This window comes from Leptospira terpstrae serovar Hualin str. LT 11-33 = ATCC 700639, from assembly GCF_000332495.1.
Taxonomy (GTDB): domain Bacteria; phylum Spirochaetota; class Leptospiria; order Leptospirales; family Leptospiraceae; genus Leptospira_A; species Leptospira_A terpstrae.
Genome location: NZ_AOGW02000010.1, coordinates 776086 through 796811, shown reverse-complemented (window position 1 = coordinate 796811; position 20726 = coordinate 776086). Strand labels below are relative to the sequence as shown.

Here is a 20726-nt window from a genome sequence, read left to right as displayed (position 1 = left end):
AGTATCGGCGAAATTCCCGAAATCCCCAACGGGAAGGAACCTTATTTTAGTGGGAAGATCTCTGCCACCCATTGGTATCCCACCCCCCTGACATTACGGATGGATTCTTCTCCCAAGGCATCCCGAAGTCGAACGATGGCATTATCGATGGTCCTTTCTGTAGGAAAACTTTCCTCTCCTACAAGGTAGTCCAAAATTTCAGAACGACTAAAGACTTTTCTCGCATCAGAAAGGAGGAGGGCAAGTAAGGCACAATCTCGCTTCGAAAGTAATACAGAAGTCCCGTCTTCTTTTTTCACTAAAAAGGAATCCAAATGGATTTCCTTTTCTCCCATTTTCCATTTTTGTCCAAAGTGGGGGCGAGTTTGGGCAACCACCCGTTCCAATCGAATGAGAAATTCTTTTAAGTGGAAAGGTTTGGGAATGAATTCGGCTGCCCCGAGTTCAAATCCACGAAGCCTTTCCTGGGCACCGGCCTGGGCTGTTAAAAATAGAAAGGGGATGTCTTTTTCTTTGGACAAAAAAAGTTCTGCAAGTTGGAAACCATTTCCATCGGGAAGTCGAAGATCGAGGACCACCAAATCAAATTGGCCTGGAGAAAAAAGGGTTTCAGCTTCCGCTACCGTTTTGGCCCACTGGACTCGGTAACGGTCCTGTTCCAATCTTTCTTTTAAAGTTTCGCCGAGACCCTCATCATCTTCGACAAGTAAGATCCTTGGTTTCATGGAACCTCTTTTAAATTCAGTTTCACCTGAAAACCGGACGAACTGTTCGGAAATTCCAAGTGACCTTTCATTTTTTCGATTAATTTTTTGACAATATACAAACCAATTCCACTCCCACTTGTTTTCGAATGGCGTAAAAATGGTAGGGTAAGATTTTTTTTGTTCCCTACAAATCCTGTTCCATCGTCTTCCAAGAGAAAAGAAATTTGTTTATTTTCTTTGGTGATTGAGAGTTTTATTGAATTTGCTTTTCCATGACGTTTTGCATTTTCACTTAAGTTTTTAAGCATAGCAAAAAATGCTTTTTTATCAATGCGGACTCTGGTTGCTTTCGGAACAGATACATTCCAAATCAAATTTGGTTCATGGTGGGAGTAGGATTCACATAAATCAGCAATGGAAATTGATTCCATATACAAGGATTCTCCTTGCATAAGACTTGCGAGATAAAAAGCATTTCCCATTTGGGATTCAATTCTTTGGTTTTCTTTCCATATCTTTTCTAATTTTCTTTTGAGTTCTGGCTCTTTTGAATTTTCTAAGAGAACTTCAACTTGCAGTTGTAAGCTGGCGATAGGAGTTTTCATTTCATGAGTGACGGTGGAAAAAAAGTCAGAGATAAGTTTGGAGCGTTTGTGGTCTCTGTAAGACAAAACTGCAAGGGTCACTCCACCTAGGGTCAACATGGATAAGAAAAAAGATCCTTCCAGTTGGAGCATCCGATTGACTCGGTTTAGTTCTACTTGACGAGCGGCACTAATAGAAATTTCCGAAATGGTTTTTGCCTGACGGAAACCCAAAATCCACCACCACACTCCCAAAGATAGAGTGAGGAAAAGCCAAGCTAGGGAAAAAAACATTCGAAATTGTGCTGATCCTCTCAAATTTGCCTCTCAATTCAAGTTAAGCCCATGCGGATGGACGACGAGCAAAAAAAGATGTTGTCACATTGGAAGAACCCGAGAATTTATTTTTTAGGAGAACAACTTTGAACTTCGACGAAATCTCGAAACATCTTGGAAACGATGCGGAATCCCTACTTGGATTCAAATCGCCAAAAATCGCTAAAGAACTAATCCACGTACCCGGCTCTGACTGGGTTGATAGAATTTTCGCTCCCACAGACAGGTCCATCCCTGTTCTTCGTAGCATCCAAACCCTTCTGGGAAGTGGTCGCCTTGGTGGAACTGGTTATGTTTCCATTCTCCCGGTGGACCAAGGAATTGAACACTCTGCTGGTGCCTCTTTTGCAAAAAACCCGATCTATTTTGACGGTGAAAACATCATCAAATTGGCAATCGAAGGTGGTTGTAACGGAGTTGCGACAACACTCGGTGTTCTTGGATCTGTTGCCAGAAAGTACGCTCACAAAATTCCATTCATTTTGAAAATCAACCACAACGAACTTCTTACTTACCCAAACAAAAGTGAACAAATTTTGTTTGCGACTGTAAAACAAGCGTATGACCAAGGTTGTGTTGCGATAGGTGCTACCATATATTTTGGATCTGCAGATTCAGGTCGTGAAATTGTTGAGATTTCAAAAATCTTTCAAATGGCTCACGAACTAGGAATGGCAACCATCCTTTGGTGTTATGTGAGAAACAATGCTTTCAAAAAAGATAAAGATTATCATGTTTCTGCTGACTTAACGGGGCAAGCTAACCATTTAGGTGTGACTATCCAAGCAGACATCATCAAACAAAAGTTACCTGAAAACAACGGTGGATACAATGTTTTAAACCAGGAATCTTCTTATGGTAAAACAGACAAACGTATCTATTCTGATCTTACTTCTGACCACCCAATTGACCTCACTCGATACCAAGTAGCAAATTGTTATTTGGGAAGAGCGGGTCTCATCAATTCCGGTGGAGCTTCTGGAGAAAACGACTTACAAGATGCGATCAAAACTGCCGTAATCAACAAACGTGCTGGGGGAATGGGTCTTATCTCTGGAAGAAAAGCTTTCCAAAAACCAATGAAGGAAGGGGTTGCTCTACTCAACGCCATCCAAGACGTATACTTATCGAAAGAAATCACAGTCGCTTAATAGACTTGGGATCTTTCCAAAATGTAAAACAACGAAGGGCAGGGGTACTTGTATCTCTGCCCTCTATTGTTTCAGAACATTCTTTTGAATGTGGTGACATTTATAGTCTATATCCGCTTTGTCATTGGGCAAAGGATGTTGGATTTAGCATCATACAATTATTACCTCTCAACGATACCGGTTTCGGGTACTCTCCTTATAGTGCCATCTCTGCTTTCGCGATTGATCCACTTTATATTTCCTTATACAAATTAAATCTGAATCAAGTATCTCGTAAACGTGAGATTCGTTCTCTACAAAACAATCCCCTTCGCATACGGAATTTGAAAATAGAAATCATCCGAGAATACTATTTAGAAAATCAAAAAGAAGCGATAAAGAAGGCTACTTACTTTTTAGAAGAACATCCTTGGTGTTATTCCTATGCGGCCTTTCGGCTTTTATATGAAGAATTTAAAGGAAAGGGTTGGTGGGAATGGCCGAAAGAATACCAAGACCCAAACAAAGCCAAAGAATATATATTTTCAAAACGAAGAGAAGAAGCCCTTTTCTGGGTATATTTACAAAAGATCGCCTATGATCAGTTATCTGAGGTAAAGATACATTACGAAGATGTGGGTGTTTATTTGAAAGGTGATATGCCCATCCTTACTTCTCGGAATTCTTGTGATGTTTGGGAACATCCTGAATATTTTATTTTGGACTTGCAGGCGGGTGCCCCACCCGATGATTTTTCTAAAACAGGTCAAACTTGGGGATTCCCTGTTTTGAATTGGGAAGTATTAGAAAAATCAAACTACTCTTGGTGGAAAGATCGTTTGTCTTATTTAGAACATTTTTTCCATCTCTACCGCATTGATCATGTGATTGGAATGTATCGGATTTGGTCTATCCCGAAAGACGATACCACAGCACTCCACGGTTGGTTCCATCCACAATTTGGAATTGCCAAAGAAGAATTTCAGAAAGAAGACTTAGATCCTAAATTGTTTGAATCTTTGGGACTCATCCATGAATTCATTCCCGATCATTATATTTTCTATTGGGACTTTTGGAAAGAATCTTCCTACCAAAACTTAGAAGAGGAGACCAAGGCAAAACTATTTCCATTGTCTGAACTTCATATCGAAGAAGAAGAAAAACATTGGAAAGAGGCAGGTGAAAAAATTTTAGAAATCTTTGAATCATTTTCTTCGATGATTCCTTGTGCGGAAGATTTGGGTTCTGTTCCTTCTTTTATACGTGATTCCCTATTTGAAAGAAAGATGATTGGAATTGATGTCGTTCGTTGGACTAGATCCTTTACCACGGGTGATTTTATTCCCGAAGAGTTGTATAGGGAAAATGCAATTTCCGTATTGTCGACACATGACACAAGTTTGGCGTTGTATTGGTGGAATCACGAAGGAGATAAAGAGTCCAAATTACAATTTTTCTTTGATCGGATTGGGAAACCAAGACCTTCTTCCGAAGAAGAAGCGCTCATTGGACTACTTAGCTTTGTATTCCAAACGAGTAGTCTTTTCTCCATCCAACTTTTCCAAGATTTGGCCCTCGGCGTTTCTGATGTTTTGGAACATCCCGAAAAACATAGGATTAACTTACCTGGAACTCCCGACCATTCCAATTGGACCTACCGGTTTCCGATTCTTATCGAAGACTTTGTTTCTGATTTTCAGCGTAACTTTACCTTACGAAAGCTCCTTCTAGAATCCCAAAGAAATTCTTAATTTTTTTTAGCCTATGACAGGTTCGTTCAAGTCGGAAGGGTTTGTTTCTGGTAGTATGGATCTTTACACCCGGAGGTCTCCCTTGAGATTTGCAAAAGAAATGGCGTTTTATTCCGCTTACCATCAGGAAAAACGTAACGTACTAGTTCATGTGCTTGGTGTGCCAACAATCACCTTCACTTTGTTTGTTGTCCTTAGCCGTTTTAGTCTTTTTGAATACAATGGCTTCCATGTGTCTGCCTCCCTAGTATTCACTCTAGCGGTTCTTGGTTACTATTATACTTTGGATGTATTGTTTGCGTTTGTGGCGACTCTTGTTTTTGGAGGACTGTATTTGACTTCCGAATGGATTACTACCCAACTACCGGCAACCACTGCTTGGACCATCTTTGGCCTTGGCCAAGTGATCGGATGGGGAGCTCAGTTCTATGGACATTTCATTTTTGAAAAAAGTAGGCCAGCCCTTTTTGACAATCTATTCCAAGCTTTAGTATCAGCGCCCTTATTTGTGGTGGCAGATGTTTTCTTTGAGTTGGGATACCGATTGGAATTAAAAGATGCAGTGGATAATGAACTGAAAGCTAGGGGAGTATGGAAAGACTTCTCCCATAAAACTGCTTAAATCAATTTTCTAAGGATTGTTAAAATGAGATGCGGGGGTTTACTTTTCAATTGTGATTAGTTTTAATCCTCGCAAAAACATACCTTACGGAGTGACTGGCCTCCCAAAAATAGAGAAGGTTTCACACCAAACATTTTTTTGAAAGTCCGAGACAAATGAGCCTGGTCACTAAAACCGGCAGCATGGGATGCTGTTGTTAAATTTTCCCCACCTTGCAAAAGTTTTGCGGCAATGTGAAGTCGTTGCCATAATAGATATTGCCTTAGAGGGATACCCATATTTTCCTTAAACAAATGCATAAAACGATCTGTAGAAATTCCCGAAATATCAGAAAGTTCTAGAAGGGTGACAGGGTTTGGGATTTTTTCTTTAATTCGCTGAATTGCCATTTCAATTCGTTCATCATATTTTTTTGGATTCGTTTTGGAGCCAAGAAGAGAGAGAATTTGGTTGTAAACAGACCTGGCAGAATCACAGGTGAGTGTATCACCAAACAATGGATCGGCGATTTTTATAATTTTAGACCTAGTATCCGCATCGATTGTTTTTGGAGATTGGTCCATTTCGATCCGTTTGTATTCCTCTGATTTTGGATCCAGTTGGATGATGACCATTTCTGAATTTGATCCATCCAATCTGTGGTAAAAGTTGGGCGGTATGATAATCCCTTCCGTTTCAATTACGACATTGTGATTTGTGTACAAATGAAAAGATCCGCGGAGAGATACTAAGATAGAAACGGCGTAATGAGAGTGAGGTTCTGTGACAATGCCATCTGTTCCTAGGAGAATTCTTTCTCCAAAATAAAAAAGACTTCCTTTTCTTTTAGAATCCATAAATTAGAAAAACTCTAAAGGCCATTCTGAAAAAGGCAAGGATTATCGAATGAAAAAAATAGTTTGGGTTATACTTTTCCCATTTTTGTTTTCTTCTCTATTGGCAGAAAAATATGCAAAAGAACTCATCTCTTGGAAAGAAGTGCGCTCCCAATACAATTGGCAAATTCCTCCGACATTTCTCGAATCAGAAACCGTGGACCTCTTTGAATCGATTTTGTATTCGGAAGGCCGAATTCTTATCCAAACGAAAGATTCTACAAAACAATCTTCAATCCTTGTTTGGAATTTAGCTTCAAAAGAAGCGACACGCCTTCCTTGGGAAGGTGGAAAGGTCACAGGTTGGACCGAGTGTCGTGGGAATCTTCTGTTCCAAACAGCAAATACTCTTTGGGAAATGAATCCTCAGTCCTTTGCTGTGCAGAGAAAATTAGTTTGGCCGGACAAAGGAAAGTCTTGGAAAGACATCGTTTGTTTGGAAAATCAAATTTACCGGTTGGATAAAAACCAATTGGAGGTTTACAATTGGAATACCGGGGAACTGGTTTCCCAAATTCCACTTCCTTTTCCTTCGGTACAACGTATCACCAAACGAAATGAATCCGAAATTTTTCTGATCTCTTCTTTTTGGGGAAATACCGTCCAAGTATTTTCACCAAAAAAACAAATGGGTATGGGTGAGTTCAAGTTTCCTGTTACCCATAGAGCCTTATTTAAATTAGCTGCCATTGGAGAAGATCAATATATCATTTTTGATCCATTAACAAAAACTTATGGGGAATGGAAGGGATATGGAAATTCTATTTTTCCGCTGACAACACCTCTCGAAGTTGCCGATGGCAATAAGGTGTTTCGTTTTTCTCCGATTCAAAATCAAATCGAATACCAGTTCCAGTGGACAGCCCTTGTAGACCTTCCGGAAACCAAAATTCATTTTGTTTTGCCAAAAGAGGATACGGCATCCCAAGTGCTTAGAGAAGAAACATTTTCTTCGGATTCTAAACTCGAAGTGGATGAATCGGGAAACCGTTTGTTAGTTCTTAACATTCCCAGTAGGAAAGCGGGGGATATTGGAGAAATTACCGTCTATCGGGCGTTACTCACACGGTATAAAATCCAATGGAACTTGGATCCAGATTTAAGTATACCTCAGAATCAAAATTCCAAGTTGTTTGCAAATTACCTGCAAGATGATTGGTTTTTGAAAATAAATTCACCCACGGTTACGGAAAAAAGAAATTCTCTATTTCAAGAGAGTTCTAACCTAAAAGATGTACTATTGAAAACGCAGGAGTATGTAGCCTCCATTCCCTATAAGTCGGGGAGTTTTGAACCTGCTCCCCAAGTAATCGAAAAAAACAATGGGGGTTGCACGGAACATTCTTACGTCACCATGGCATTGTTACGTGGTAAAGGAATTCCTTCCCGATTGGTTTGGAACTATTTACCTACGGAAACTGCAAATGAAATCACTTTCAACCATAAGTTTGTAGAAGTTTGGGTGGAAGGACTTGGTTGGATCCCGATGGAACCTCTGGCCCCACCAAAATCCAAACCTGGTGTGACTTATGCAAGACATGTGGTGTTTGCTACCCTTTCGAATCCTACTCATCCGCAAATTGCAGGTGGTGATAGACTTGTCCAATTGGCGAAAGAAAGTTTAAGTTTAGGAAAGAAAATCAAATTCAAATTGGTTGTGTCAAAATCGGAAGTAGGAAAGGAAGTTAAGGGACCTGAGGAGAAAGAAGAGGGAATCGTCCCTCTTAAAACAAACCGTGCCCTATTAAAAGGAGAAGATTTACTAGTTCCTTAGTTATTTCCTAAGGACAAAGTTTTCTCCATTTTTGGGACCTGATTTCCTAATAAAAAGTCTTTTTTCAACAGACACACCAAGTAACACTTGGTAGATGTCTGTGAGAATGGGCCTTGAAGAATAATATCCATGACCAAGCCCACCCACACCAAATACAGGATCGTCCACTTCGTTGACATTGATTACGTCGACACCGGAATATTTAAAACACATACCGGCCCGGGCTCCTCCATTGACTTTTTGGGAAGCAACCAGTGCATTGTCTCCAGGCGAACAATAGAGAGTAATTCTCTCAGAAGAATTGGTGAGGTCACTTAAAATCATTTCAAATTCATTTTTATCAAAGTCAGGAGCATTTAAAATGAGTTCCGAAAGGAATTTCTTTTTCCCTTGTTTGGCAAGCATTGCCACAGAGGGTAACACCACTTGGTGGCCCATACTGTGTACTACCAAATGTATTTTTTTACCAAGGTTTGTGATGTCTGAGAGAAATTTAGTAAATGGTTCGCGATTGACTTTTGCTTCTGTGAAGTTTAGATCGTAAGTGGATTTTACCATCACTTGTGATAATAGGCCGGCATCAGCTCCTGCGGGCCAAGAATACACCACAACTTCGCCAGGAAATTTCAAATCATATTTGATTTGTCCTGCACGAAGGACCGCCTCATCAAAATTGACATTGAAACCGTGGACAAAAACTAAAACTTCCTCAGAAGCAGAAGATTTGATTTTAGTTAAAAATTCTTTATCGTCCGTGTTGATACGACCTTTGAATTGAAAGAATTGGTTTTTGTCTTGGGCATTGTCGAGAGAAACATCACCAATGATATGTTTTGCGGGAATATTGACCAAACAAATTCCGTAATGAGGATTGATGTCTGTTATGAATCCAAAACTGGAAACATCACAATTGTCTTTTACAGTCATTTCTCTGCGTGTAGTCACAAAATGTACGTTTAGGATTTTAGTTTCGTCGAATGGATCTACGATCCTTTTGTTGATTTGTTCTCCAATTTTTGGGCTACAAGAGAAAAATAAATTTGTAACAAAAAACAAGAATATTAGAAAAATTGAATGTTTTTGGGTGGGATTTTTTGTCATTAAGTTCGATAGATTGGTTAATTTCATTTGTAAGAAAATCCTTTGATGATTTTTGTAGGGTTTACGTTTTTTCCGTCTTTGATGACTTCAAAATGGAGGTGAGGTCCAAAACAATAGCCTGTACAACCAGAACGAGAGATGACCTTACCGGCACTTACATAATCCCCTTCTTTGACAAAAAGTTTTGAATTATGTGCATACAAGGTTTGGTAACTATCGTCATGGGTGAGGATGATAGCGTTGCCATACCCACCCATCCAACCGGAATACGTGACTTTTCCTTTTCTTGCCGCATACACCGATTCGTAATTGGCTCGTAAGTCGAGAGCCATATGGAATTTGTATTGAGGGTAAGAGCGAGTTCCCCATCCAGAGGTAATCACTTTCGAGGACACAGGAATTCTCCATACAGGTCCTGTGTCTGGAATGATGGCACCTGGTAAAAAAACTTTTTGGCCCGATTTGAATAAATCGTAATCTTCCAATTGGTTTTCTGAATAAATATCGTCGATTTTTACTTTGTAATAGTCAGCAACCTTTGCCAGTGTATCGCCTTTTTTTAATTTGTATACTAATCCTTGTTTGTTGGGGATATTTAGGAATTGGCCAGGAAGGATGGATACTTCTGGATTAATTCCAGAACTTCCAGCAATGGATTCTGCGGAAACTTTGAATCTGCGTGCGATGTCCGATAAAGTTTCATTTTTTTTGACTTTGTATTGAGTGACTTTTAGTTTTTTATTTTTGTTTTCTGCAAGAGCATCCAAATCAGCAGAACGAAGGATGGCCATTTTTTTATCTTCTGTTTCTTGTAAGTATTTGGCATCGGCCAGTTTTGCTTCTTTATCCTTTACATCATTTTCTTCTACCTCAGTGGACATACTCAGGAATTCTTTTTCCATTAAACTTTCTTCGTAAGTTTGTTTGTCTACGATGATGGAGAGTAAAAATGCTAAGATAAAAGAAGAAGTGAGAAGGGGAAGGATACGATAACGTTTTCGGTTGAGATCGATCGTCCCATGTAGGACACTGGATTGCGACTGGAGATTATAGAAATACTTACCTGGGGAAACTTGGATAACATTTACGTTTCCCCAACGTAACACATGCTTACCGATCGTAGACTTTTCTGGTGATCGAAGTAGCATGTGTTAATAAAGATGGTTTAATCCTTGGTATCTAAAGATTTAATACCACCAAAGGATTCTTCCACAATCTTACGTACGTCTTTTTTCTGACCGCCTGTGATTGTGATATTTCCTTTAGCAACAACACCTTTTTGCAGCTCTAAGTAAGGAGCAGTAATATCACCTAACATACGACCTGTACCTTCGAGTTTTACTTCGTTTTCGGCTTTGATGTTTCCGATGAGGGTACCTGATACAATGACTTCTCTTGCGCTGATGTTTGTTTTTACTTTACCGGTTTCACCGATAACGAGTGCATCCTCAGTTTTGATATCACCTTCGAATTTTCCATCGATTCTGAGTGAACCTGCGATATAAAACTTACCTTCAAATATCGACCCTGGTCCGATAACGCTATTGATGGAATCCTTACCTATTGCCATTCCTGCTCCTTTTCCCCTTCTGTGAGAATCAAAATTTTCGGTCTTCTTGACAAGCCTTTTTAGTAGTCGATTTCCTCATCTCCGCTAAAGACCGACTTTTTTCGTTTCGGAGCTTTGGAGGATGGGGTGAGTTTTTCTACTTTTTCCTGTTTTTTCTTTTCTGTATGAAGGACTTGCGTTGAAGGAAGGTTCTGTTTTGACTCAACTACGTTCCAGGAAGAGCCATGGTCATTACAAATCTCTTTCGGCGCTGTCTGTGGGATAAAATACTCTTCAAATAGGTCGTGGCACTGGTTACTGGGAAGTTTGCCAGACATACGACAAACCGTCTTTTTGGTGACTTTTACCTCAGGTAGCCAAGGAAATTCGATATGAGGTTCGCGGTCGAGGGCTCTTGCCATAAACCTCCCCCAAACGGGAGCCGCTAATTTCCCCCCTGTCATCCCGCGTCCGAGAGAAATGGTTCCCACATCATATCCAAACCATACCGAAGTCACAAGTTCTGGGGTGTAACCGACAAACCAAGCATCTCGGAAGTTGTTAGTGGTTCCCGTTTTTCCATAGGCTTTGCGGTTTAAGCCGTAAGACAAAACTCCCCGGCCTGTTCCTTCTTCTACCACATCTTTCATCATAGAAGTGATGAGAAATGCTGCTTCTTTCGAAATGATTTGTTTGCGGTCATCCTCATCGAATTCTTTACGGAAGTCTTTGATCACATTTCCCGCATTGTCTTCTACATACAAAACTGAGATTGGATTTACTGTTTTACCACCTGAAGCAAGGGCTGCATAGGCTCTTGTCAATTCATATGGTGTGAGTTCAAAGGAACCAAGTGAGACACTGAAGTTATAAGGAATGTCTCGTCCGGGAAGTTGTAATAGTCCTCGTAAACTTTCCATTAGGTTGGAAAGTCCTACTTGTTCTAAAACGCGGACCGCCACAGAGTTTTTGGATTGTTCCAAGGCCTTTCGTAACAAAATAAAACCTGAATATTCACTGCTATAGTTTTCCGGTGCCCATTCGTCTCCGTCTTCCATTAAGTATTGGAGAGGAGAGTCAGCAAAGAGTGTGGCTGGTGTTACATTTTTTTCCGGGTCAGGGTTTTTGCCAGAATGGTCCATAGCAGCCGCATACAGGATGGGTTTGAAAGCAGAGCCAGGTTGACGGAACGCTTGGAAAGGACGAATTTGTTGGTTGTCGGAACGAAAGCCTGAACCTCCCACCATGGCTGTGATGTATCCTGTTTCTGGCCTAATGGCAATGAGAGAACCTTCTACGGGAAGGAGGTGGTCCTTTGTTGTTTGCGAAGTGTAATTTTTATCAATTACATCACCTAGAAAATCATCACCAGTTAACAAGTTCAAGGCGAAGAACTCATCACGAATGTCCTCTTGGTAGGCAGAAGAAAACGTACGTTCCGTCCTTGAAATATGGAATTTAAAATCGGGAAGATCATATAAATCGGCAATGAGAGAATACCCACTGCCATACAAATCATCAAAGGCATCAATGTTTCGGAAGGCTCTTTGGTTGGATTCTAAAGTTTGTCTTTGTAAGGCTGGAAGGAGGGCTTTTTCCGCTTCTTCTTGGTGGCGGATTTGAATGGTTGAATAAATTTTAAGACCACCATTGTACAATCGACCAGAACCAATGGAACGAATTAAATTCTTTCTGATGTATTCTGTGATATAAGGAAATCGGTTTAGCCTATCAGAAAAAGCAGAATCGTTTGGGGAACGGTTGAGGTTGGTATAGTATTCTTCTAAGGCTGCATATTCTTTTTCTGCATCGGAAACAGACATTCGCCCATTCTCAACTAACTTACGAAAGACGACCCGTACCTTGTTCATGCTGGAAACAGGATTGACTATGGGACTAAATTGGGTGGGCCTTGTGGTGAGACTGGCAAGGATAGCAGCTTCCCCCCAACTCACATCTTGGACTTCTTTTCGAAAATAAAACCTAGAAGCAGCTCCAACACCGATCGTTCCATGTCCGAGAGGGATTTCATTCAAATACACTTCCAAAATTTTGTCTTTGGGATAAGCAAGTTCTAGTAAAAAGGCAAGCCATGCTTCCCGAGCTTTTCTTGCGATAGATCTTTCGATGGATAAAAATTTGAGCCTTGCTACTTGTTGGGTGATGGTAGATGCACCTTCTTTCACTCGACCCGCCATTAGGTTTACGACAAAAGCACGAGCAATTCCCTTTAAATCAATTCCATTATGGGAATAAAAGGAATTATCTTCTGTGGATAAAAAACACTGGATCACCTTATGTCTGTTGTCTGGTGACAGGGCTGTTTCTTCTGGTTTTAGTTGTTCTAAACGAACGGGGATCCTTGAAAATTTATAATATTCTGCAATGGGTTCATATTCCCCTTTGTCATTCAGTCCATACAAAGTGGAAGGGATGTCGTAAACGGCAGCTTCTTTTAATCGAAAGAAATCTTTTACAGAACCGGTAAGCAAAAAAACATTCAAGGCACCAAAGGCAAAGATGGCAATGGTGGTGTTTCTTAATTTTTTGTCTCCGGTCCAAATCCTTTCTGTAACAATTCGAAACCAAATGATAAAATACTTTTCAAAGAGCCCAACGGGTTCTTGTTTCATAAATTTCCCTTAACTTTATATCCACGTCAAACGAGTGGAGAAAATTCCTTCATATGGTCAATTCCGTGGTAACGGAGACCAGTATCTAAATTATAACCACCGAGAGATTCCAGAATTTTCGATCTGCTTTCCGGAGAAAAACTATATTCGTAAGCTCTCGTTAAAATTTCTTTACTCGCTTGGCTTGCTTGGTTCAAAAGTTCAATAAATGAGTCGTTGAACTTTCTTTTGGGGTCTGCGGGATAAAACCATTCTCTCTTTTCGTCATTCATAATTTTGGGATTGATGGCTTCCATGGCTGGAAGCATCAGCACACTGGCATTGTATTTATGAAAGGTCAGTGTATCCACTACACTGACAAGACCCCGCATAAAGGCACTTCTTGAATCCAAAGTGGATGTGAAGCGGTAAAACCCAAGGTAAGATTCATTTAAGATATCCCCTGGGATGATTTTTTTTTCGGATCCTAAATAGGAAGAAGCAAACTCTTCTGGATAGGTCTCTTTTAGAGATTGCAACCAAAAGTTCCATAACACTGGATCCATTTTGTTTTTGATCCCCACAGTTCTATGACGAATGTCAATGTACTGTGGGAAATCATATTCTTTGGCACTCATTCCCCAGCGGTGGTTGATAAGAAGAGTATCTAGTCCAAACTCTACCTTCATATGGTTTACTTGTGCTTGGTAAGAGATCTTCTTATCGTTGTTATAGTAATCCCCAGAAATATAAAAGATATACGGATGGGTTTGGATGTCTACCACACAGTGGCAGATATATCCTAAAGTGAAAGCAAGGAAACGGTCACGATACAGTCCCATTTCAGTATCATACACTTGGTCGAGAAAACTAAGGATGAGTTCCGCCACACGGTCGTGATGGGCAAGGTCTCCAAAGAAAGCTGCCTTCTTGGTTCGTTTGGGTTGCAACACATGATAGAAGTAAAAGATATCGGGAGCCACGGCACCAAGGTTGGCGTAAGAAGCCACGTCTGGACGGGAAAGTAATGCGGCAATCCGACGTTGGGTCGCATTGCCATGTTCCAAATGTTTTTTCACTTGGGAGAGAGCTTCAATATGTGTAATCTTTCCTGCCATTTTCTACTTTTTTGACTTTATGGAATGGAACCTATTGAAAGGTTTATCTTAAATCCTATGACATCAATCGAAAAACTAAAGTTTTTGAAAGAAGACCAAGTGCGAACTTTGGCAAAAGAATTTGGAACCCCAGTCTTTGTCTATTCAGAGAAAGAAATTGAACAAAAATGTGACGAAGCCTTAGCATTCCCCAATGCCTATGGGTTACAAGTCCGTTACGCCATGAAGGCAAATCCTAATTCTAATATCCTACAGATCATGAAAAAGAAAGGCATCCTCATCGATGCATCTTCGGAACATGAAGTGGTGCGTGCCCTTCATTTCGGATTCAAACCGGAATCTATCATGCTCACTTCCCAAGAATTCCCAAAAGCTTTCGAAGAGCTCATTGGCAAAGGGGTGAAGTTCAATGCATGTTCTCTTCGCCAACTAGAAGCCTTTGGAAAAACATTTCCAGGAAAGTCCGTTTCGATTCGTTTCAATCCGGGATTAGGCTCTGGACATACCAAAAAAACGGATGTGGGAGGAGTTACTTCTTCTTTCGGGATTTGGCATGAAAAATTGCCAGAAGTGAAAGCCATCGTGGAAAAATACAAAATCGTAGTCGAAAAAGTCCACACACATATTGGATCGGGCAGTGACCCCGAAGTTTGGAAGGCAGTAGCTAAGTATACATTGGAATATGCAGAGGCTTTCCCTACAGTCACTGTGGTCAGTCTCGGTGGTGGTTATAAGGTGGGTCGTATGGAAGATGAAAAATCAACCGACTTACAAAAGATTGGTGCTCCTGTAAAACTTCAATTTGAGGAATTTGCTTCAAAACACGGTAGAAAACTCATTTTAGAAATTGAACCTGGAACCTATCTTGTGGCACTTTGCGGAGCGCTGCTCACCACTGTGGATGATTTGATTGACACCGGTGCAAAAGGATTTCGATTTTTAAAATTAGATGCGGGAATGGATTCTAACACCAGACCTTCGTTATACGGAGCAAGACACCCTCTAGTTACAGTAAAAAAAGAGGGGGGAGTTCCCAAATCGAACACAGAATACGTGGTTGTGGGTCACTGTTGTGAATCAGGAGATGTGTTCACTCAAAAAGAAGGAGGAGAACCCATCACTCGTCTTATGGGAGAAGCAGAAGTTGGTGACTATGTAGTGATGGAAGCGGTAGGTGCTTATTGTGCTGGAATGTCCACTAAGAACTACAATAGTTTTCCAGAAACTGCCGAAGTTTTACTTCGCAAAAACGGCGAAGGAAAACTCATCCGTAAAAAAGAACCGGTTCTTGAGATCTTTCGTAATGAAATCCTCGTGGTAGAATGAACAATTTGTATGTTGTCCTGCTTGCGGGTGGGACAGGAAGTCGAATGGGAGCCGAGGTTCCCAAACAATTTTTAAAAGTCAGAGGTGAGTCTCTTCTTCGGCATTCGGTTAAACGGTTTCGAACCTTTGGACTTACTAAGTCGATCACAGTTGTTTCGCATCCCGATTGGATTTTAGAAACAGAAAAAGAACTAGATGATTTATTAGAAGGGAACGACCAGATTGTTCCTGGCGGGGAAAGTCGCCATCTGTCTACGTTATGCGGACTGAAATCGATTTCATATGATACAAAGGATATTATTTTTATTCATGATGTCGCTAGACCAAATTTTAAACAAAATGAACTCTATCAGCTGGTAGAACAAACAAAAATCTTTGGAGGGGCGACCCTTGTCGGAAAGTCTACGGAAAGTTTGGTGCGAGTCCGTATCCACCAAAACTTCACTGAAGAACCATTAAAAAGAGAAGAAGTGTATTCTGTGAAAACTCCTCAATCCATTGCCGGATTTATGATCCAAGAATTGTTTGCTGAAGATTTACCAATGGATGTAAAGAAACACCCCACGGACCTTTGTACTTGGATGGGAAAAAGAAGGGTGGGAATCGTGGAGACAGATTACCACAACATCAAAGTCACAAGTCCTGGGGATGCAGAACTCGCGGACTCATTGTTTTGGGAAGACTTACCGACCGTGGAATAGTTTAAAACGTTGTTTCCAAATCCAAATACGAAATAGGTTTTTGTTTTCGATGGTATCGATTTGAATTCCAAACCCACTCGGCTTTCCATACTTTCCTTGTGGATTCGACCAGCGCACTACTCCTCCGACAGAAATGTCCCCTGATCTAGTTTGGATTTTTACATTACAAATTTGATCTTGGTCTAAAACAGAGTTTGTTTCAATATATAATCCTTCCATCGATACATTCAGAAGGGTGCCTTGGAAGATTTTATTATCTTTTCCGAAGAAGTTCACTGGATTTGATACAGGATATCTTGGTGCAAACACTCGTGCCAGAAAAGCTTCGTAGATTTGTTTTTCTTCTTTTTGGTTGATTTGAAAGAAGAGTTGAACGCCGGCAATTTCGGATCCATCATTCTCTTCGTCGATCCTGACAATCTTGGCTTGGACAGAAATGGAAACCGGTTCCCGGTTTTCTTTTTCTAACTTTAAGAGGAGGTTGATTGGGTCACCTACATTTAGGAAGTGGTGTGCTGGGATGGGGATAAGAATCCCATTACGAGAAATATTGATGGTTTGCCCATCTCCTTCACGTTCTCCATCAGCGTTGGTCCAATGGAAAGGAACAGGGTGTGTTTCTCTATATTTAGTTCTCCAACCTCGACGAATTCCGCTTAAGTATGGTGCCGCTATCTCTCTACGAAGGAAATAAAATACAGTCCCAAGTAACAATGTTGTAGTGACCATATTCCAAATGATGTCTGCTGTGTGGATGCGGATACCTGCAAGAAAGATCTTTTTTCCCAGAGTGACTGACAATACCATCCAAACATTATAAGTTAGGACAAGAAAAGTAAAACAAAGGAAGAGGTAGTATCCAAATTTTTTTTTGGTAACAAGACCATAGGCAATGATAGCACTGAGACCAGAGAGTACATATTGTAACGGTTGGATTCTAGAAAGAATCATTCCAAAATGGTCTAAATCAAGATCGTATAAGGATGCTGTAATATAGACATTAAGAAAGGGTACCGCAAGAAAGCCAAGGGTCACCAGTAGAACGGGGATGGGATAGTTGAAGAACCGCAAAGTCACCCGCAAATCAAAATCGATTTTAGGGATTTAGTCAACTTATTTTTAAAGTGAAAGATACCGAGAAACGAAAGTTCCATCCTAGTCTTTCTCCTCTAGTTTTGGCGAATCTTGTGCTTTGTCCTCATTGGATGTGACGGTTTCTGTGGTAACGGGAACTACCTGTAACGAAGGCATTCCGTTGATCAGAATATGCAATTCTTGTTGACGTTCCGAGATTGTATCTTCTACGGATGTTAGGCGATTTATGATACTGTGAAGAATGACAGAAAGAAATCCTGGACTTTCTTTTCCCATAGACAAAAAAATTTCTTTTGTGATGATTCCTACTTTCGTATCTTCTGCGGAGGCAACCACAGTGGCTGCCCTGGGTGAAGGAAATACTAAGGCCATCTCTCCAAAAAACTCTCCGGGTTTGATATCTCGAACGTAGAGGTCTTCTCCACTTGCTTTTCGTTTGAAAACTTGGAGTCCACCGGCAAAAACAAAGAACATTTTCCCGTTACAGTCTTCTCCTTCGGAAAACACTTTGGTCCCTTCTGAAAAATGATCAATTCTGACTTCGTTGATGTATTTTCGCAAATGGTCGACGTTCATTTCTCTTCTTCCTTTTTGATTTCTTCTAACATTTTATCGAGTTCGGTGAGTCTGGCTTCGGCCCGGTGGAGTTTTTCGACTGTACTTTTGGTCAGTTGGAATAAAAAATGCGTATTGATCCGAGCTAATTTTTCAAATTGGTCATCTCTTAAAATTCCGACCCTCGCATTGGCCGAGACCACACTGATGGTCATAGCCCGGGGCCTTCTTGTGAGAAGGGAAAGTTCGCCAAAAAATTCCCCCGGTCCCAATCCTTTGATGACTTCTTGGCTTCCATCTGGTGTTCGTTTGGTGACGGCAAACATTCCACTCATAATACAGTACATACTTCCATCATGTGGATCGCCTTCGCGAAAGATCACATCCCCTCGCAAATACACTTGCGTAGAGATATTTTGCATAAATTCCAGTATGTTCATCGGAGTTGTCCTATTGGTATCTGACATGAGAATAAAATTTCAAATCAAAGGCAAGTGAATCACAAAAACTCACTAGACAGATTTCCCTAGTACAAAAACCTGCTTATACATACTCAATGCGGGCGTGGCGAAATTGGCAGACGCACCAGATTTAGGTTCTGGCGCCGAGAGGCATGGGGGTTCAAGTCCCTCCGCCCGCATAACAAACTTCCTTAAAATCAATCATAACATTCAAATTGATACAAACCGAGGGGCTTGAACAGTTCCCTGAGGCTGCTATGGTTGCGACCAAAGGTGAGCAATCATAGCATAGAGCATGCCTGGATTGCATGCGACGAAGGGAGCCGTGCCTCGAAGCGTAGCAAACACACGAAGTGTTTGCAGCGGAGAGGTCAAGTCCCAGAGCAGATCTGATTCTATATAAAAGTTCAATCGAAAAAGGTAAGCCCTGTAGCAGATCCATTGGTTAATAAAACTAGGAACTAAAACAGTTACAGCCTGTTATGTGGTATACCAAGAAATTTCATTTACTTTAATTATAAATTTATAAAAATTAGATAATAGAATTAGGATGTGATTTTTGAATGATCAAACTTTTTTAGACGCATATTTTAATCGAATCGGGTTTAATGAGAATCGTATTCCTTCCCTTGATTTGCTAAACAAGATTACATTGGCACATGTGCGAAGTATACCCTTTGAGAACTTAGATATACTATTAGATAAAAATATTGACATTAGTCTAGATTCAATTTTTGAAAAATTAATCATCCAACATCGTGGAGGGTATTGTTTTGAGCAAAATGTACTTCTTTTTAATGTTTTGAAAAAATTGGGATTTGAAGTAACTCCAATTAGTGCTAGAGTTCGCTTAGATAAACCTAGAGATTTTACTCCTCCGCGAACACATGTTTTTCTACGTGTGGAACTTTCTGGGAAATCCTGGTTAACAGATGTTGGAGTGGGGGGAGTGTCATTGACATCAGCGATTCAATTAATAACTGATGTTGAACAAAAAACAAATCACGAAACAAGAAGAATTCTATACGAAAATAATAAATATTTCCATCAGGTACTTTTCCCCAGTGGCTGGATCGATGTATGTGAATCTACGCTGGAAGAAATGCCTGAAATAGATCGTGAACTCGCGAATTGGTTCACAAGCACTCATCCAAAATCACATTTTAAAGATCGTTTGATTGTTGCAAGAGCAGGAGTCGATGGGAAAAGACATACACTTGTAAATAGAGAATTATCGGAACGGGATAGAAATGGCCTAGCACATAAATTGATCGTTAAGTCACCGGAAGAATTATTGGAAGTTCTTAAGGGAAAATTTAATCTTGTATTTCCTGTAGGCACTGAATTTACGACTCCTGGTTTGCAGTGGGATCAATAATTTCAAAAGATAATAAAATACAATTTAGATTTCCGAAAAGTAAAACTTCTCAGAACAATCGATTAGTTTTGTATTTCTTCTGTTTCCTAGCAATTTTTATTGTAAATTGTGAATCAGATACAGGGAAAGATTCGAAACAATGATCTAATGCATGGAAAATTCATTTATGGACTACCAAACTTTTTCCCCTCATCCTGAGTTAAGTTCGATTGTAAATTGTTATTGGACTTTGAAAATTCCAAAAGTTGGTTCACACCAAAGACAACGAATCATTCCAGATGGTTGTATGGAAATGGCGTTTATTTTAGGGGATGAAATCAAACGATACACAACTGGAAATGATTATATTTTGCAACCAAGGGCATGTGTCATTGGTCAAATTACAGAACCATTTTATATAGAGCCTACTGGTTCTGTGGATACATTTGCAGTTCGGTTTTATCCGTATGGGTTTGTTAACTTTTTGACAATACCAATAGATAGTTTAGCAAATAAGGAAACACCTCTCTCTACACTATTTGAAAGGGATGTTGCTCTGGACTTGGAAGAAAATATAATTCAGGCTAAAAATACGGAAATGAGAATCAAAGTGATTGAAAACTTTCTTTTGAAAATGTTGGAAGAGAGAACCACAATTGATCGGATTGTAAAAACTACAATTTATATTCTTATGGAAACTAGGGGGAAAGTTTCTATAGCTAAAATTCTAAACAATGATAAAACAAAAAGAAAACAATTGGAAAGGCAATTCTTAAAACAAGTAGGTATGACTCCTAAAAAGTTAGGAAAAATTATCAGAATGCAGGCGGCCTTGAAAATGGTTTTACATCAGGATTCAAAAAACCTAACACAAATAGCCTACGAAAGTGAATATTTCGATCAGTCACATTTTATAAAAGACTTTATCGAGTTTACGGGATCAAGTCCCAAACATTTTTTTAATGATGATTCTTTATTACTTTCTTCTCTTTTTTACAAAAAAAGTTGAGTTGTCGCATTTTTACAATTTATGTAGTTTGAGATGTTTTATCATGATTCTATTAAAAGGAAA

At 40.0% G+C, this 20726-nt stretch carries 19 protein-coding genes and 1 tRNA gene; 9 read left to right on the top strand and 11 right to left on the bottom strand.

The window, feature by feature from the left end; all coding sequences use genetic code 11:
• Positions 1 to 41 precede the first annotated feature (41 nt).
• The gene (locus LEP1GSC203_RS12215; protein ID WP_002974522.1) at positions 42 to 725 is read right to left on the bottom strand and encodes a response regulator transcription factor; all 684 of its coding nucleotides are present in this window, start codon (positions 723 to 725) and stop codon (positions 42 to 44) included.
• Complete coding sequence (locus LEP1GSC203_RS12210) at positions 722 to 1585, bottom strand: sensor histidine kinase (RefSeq protein WP_002973704.1); 864 nt, start codon at positions 1583 to 1585, stop codon at positions 722 to 724. Before LEP1GSC203_RS12210 ends, LEP1GSC203_RS12215 begins: the two co-directional genes overlap by 4 nt.
• Positions 1586 to 1713: 128 nt before the next feature.
• Here LEP1GSC203_RS12210 and LEP1GSC203_RS12205 point away from each other — a divergent pair, with 128 nt between their 5' ends.
• The 3 genes from LEP1GSC203_RS12205 (at position 1714) to LEP1GSC203_RS12195 (ending at position 5130) form a co-directional block, all read left to right on the top strand.
• On the top strand, positions 1714 to 2778 hold the full coding sequence (locus tag LEP1GSC203_RS12205; protein WP_002974334.1) for a class I fructose-bisphosphate aldolase: 1065 nt from the start codon (positions 1714 to 1716) through the stop codon (positions 2776 to 2778).
• A gap of 5 nt (positions 2779 to 2783) precedes the next feature.
• Positions 2784 to 4508: a 4-alpha-glucanotransferase gene (locus LEP1GSC203_RS12200; RefSeq protein WP_002973936.1), complete on the top strand. Its 1725-nt coding sequence runs from the start codon at positions 2784 to 2786 to the stop codon at positions 4506 to 4508.
• 82 nt (positions 4509 to 4590) lie between these two features.
• A complete protein-coding gene (locus LEP1GSC203_RS12195) occupies positions 4591 to 5130 on the top strand; it encodes an Mpo1 family 2-hydroxy fatty acid dioxygenase (RefSeq protein ID WP_002973589.1) in 540 nt (179 codons plus the stop codon).
• A gap of 62 nt (positions 5131 to 5192) precedes the next feature.
• On the opposite strand, the gene LEP1GSC203_RS12190 is transcribed toward LEP1GSC203_RS12195, so the two are convergent.
• Complete coding sequence (locus LEP1GSC203_RS12190) at positions 5193 to 5966, bottom strand: helix-turn-helix transcriptional regulator (protein ID WP_002973629.1); 774 nt, start codon at positions 5964 to 5966, stop codon at positions 5193 to 5195.
• Between the two features lie 49 nt (positions 5967 to 6015).
• On the opposite strand from LEP1GSC203_RS12190, the gene LEP1GSC203_RS12185 reads away from it, so the two are divergent.
• The gene (locus LEP1GSC203_RS12185; protein ID WP_002973850.1) at positions 6016 to 7779 is read left to right on the top strand and encodes a transglutaminase-like domain-containing protein; all 1764 of its coding nucleotides are present in this window, start codon (positions 6016 to 6018) and stop codon (positions 7777 to 7779) included.
• On the opposite strand, the gene LEP1GSC203_RS12180 is transcribed toward LEP1GSC203_RS12185, so the two are convergent.
• Genes LEP1GSC203_RS12180 through LEP1GSC203_RS12160 form a run of 5 tightly spaced genes read right to left on the bottom strand, consistent with a single transcriptional unit; the run spans position 7780 to position 14159 of the window.
• Positions 7780 to 8880 carry an alpha/beta hydrolase gene (locus LEP1GSC203_RS12180; RefSeq protein WP_039937979.1) on the bottom strand — a complete coding sequence of 367 codons (1101 nt, stop codon included), beginning with the start codon at positions 8878 to 8880 and terminating at the stop codon, positions 7780 to 7782.
• A 23-nt stretch (positions 8881 to 8903) separates the two neighbouring features.
• Positions 8904 to 10028 carry a M23 family metallopeptidase gene (locus tag LEP1GSC203_RS12175; RefSeq protein ID WP_039937816.1) on the bottom strand — a complete coding sequence of 375 codons (1125 nt, stop codon included), beginning with the start codon at positions 10026 to 10028 and terminating at the stop codon, positions 8904 to 8906.
• Positions 10029 to 10045: 17 nt separating this feature from the next.
• Positions 10046 to 10450: a bactofilin family protein gene (locus LEP1GSC203_RS12170; protein WP_002974102.1), complete on the bottom strand. Its 405-nt coding sequence runs from the start codon at positions 10448 to 10450 to the stop codon at positions 10046 to 10048.
• Positions 10451 to 10509: 59 nt separating this feature from the next.
• Positions 10510 to 13062: a penicillin-binding protein 1A gene (locus LEP1GSC203_RS12165; RefSeq protein WP_002974197.1), complete on the bottom strand. Its 2553-nt coding sequence runs from the start codon at positions 13060 to 13062 to the stop codon at positions 10510 to 10512.
• Positions 13063 to 13088: 26 nt separating this feature from the next.
• Positions 13089 to 14159: a zinc dependent phospholipase C family protein gene (locus LEP1GSC203_RS12160; protein ID WP_002973875.1), complete on the bottom strand. Its 1071-nt coding sequence runs from the start codon at positions 14157 to 14159 to the stop codon at positions 13089 to 13091.
• Positions 14160 to 14216: 57 nt separating this feature from the next.
• Here LEP1GSC203_RS12160 and LEP1GSC203_RS12155 point away from each other — a divergent pair, with 57 nt between their 5' ends.
• Positions 14217 to 15485 carry a diaminopimelate decarboxylase gene (locus tag LEP1GSC203_RS12155; RefSeq protein WP_039937814.1) on the top strand — a complete coding sequence of 423 codons (1269 nt, stop codon included), beginning with the start codon at positions 14217 to 14219 and terminating at the stop codon, positions 15483 to 15485.
• Positions 15482 to 16186, top strand: a complete 705-nt coding sequence (locus LEP1GSC203_RS12150) for an IspD/TarI family cytidylyltransferase (RefSeq protein ID WP_002973564.1) — start codon at positions 15482 to 15484, stop codon at positions 16184 to 16186. The genes LEP1GSC203_RS12155 and LEP1GSC203_RS12150 overlap by 4 nt, the downstream gene beginning before the upstream one ends.
• Here LEP1GSC203_RS12150 and LEP1GSC203_RS12145 read toward each other — a convergent pair.
• From LEP1GSC203_RS12145 to LEP1GSC203_RS12135, 3 genes are all read right to left on the bottom strand, one after another.
• Positions 16169 to 17263 (bottom strand): PilZ domain-containing protein, encoded by a 1095-nt coding sequence (locus LEP1GSC203_RS12145; protein ID WP_039937976.1) that lies wholly within the window; start codon positions 17261 to 17263, stop codon positions 16169 to 16171. The two genes, LEP1GSC203_RS12150 and LEP1GSC203_RS12145, sit on opposite strands and share 18 nt — an antisense overlap.
• A gap of 78 nt (positions 17264 to 17341) precedes the next feature.
• Positions 17342 to 17857 carry a Crp/Fnr family transcriptional regulator gene (locus LEP1GSC203_RS12140; protein WP_002974305.1) on the bottom strand — a complete coding sequence of 172 codons (516 nt, stop codon included), beginning with the start codon at positions 17855 to 17857 and terminating at the stop codon, positions 17342 to 17344.
• A complete protein-coding gene (locus LEP1GSC203_RS12135; protein WP_039937975.1) occupies positions 17854 to 18276 on the bottom strand; it encodes a cyclic nucleotide-binding domain-containing protein in 423 nt (140 codons plus the stop codon). Before LEP1GSC203_RS12135 ends, LEP1GSC203_RS12140 begins: the two co-directional genes overlap by 4 nt.
• Before the next feature lie 118 nt (positions 18277 to 18394).
• On the opposite strand from LEP1GSC203_RS12135, the gene LEP1GSC203_RS12130 reads away from it, so the two are divergent.
• From LEP1GSC203_RS12130 to LEP1GSC203_RS12120, 3 genes are all read left to right on the top strand, one after another.
• Positions 18395 to 18476 (top strand) — tRNA-Leu (locus tag LEP1GSC203_RS12130).
• Between the two features lie 380 nt (positions 18477 to 18856).
• Positions 18857 to 19675, top strand: a complete 819-nt coding sequence (locus LEP1GSC203_RS12125) for an arylamine N-acetyltransferase family protein (protein WP_002973857.1) — start codon at positions 18857 to 18859, stop codon at positions 19673 to 19675.
• A gap of 166 nt (positions 19676 to 19841) precedes the next feature.
• Entirely contained in the window at positions 19842 to 20663 is an 822-nt protein-coding gene (locus LEP1GSC203_RS12120) for an AraC family transcriptional regulator (protein ID WP_002973937.1), read from the top strand.
• The last annotated feature ends 63 nt before the right edge of the window (positions 20664 to 20726 follow it).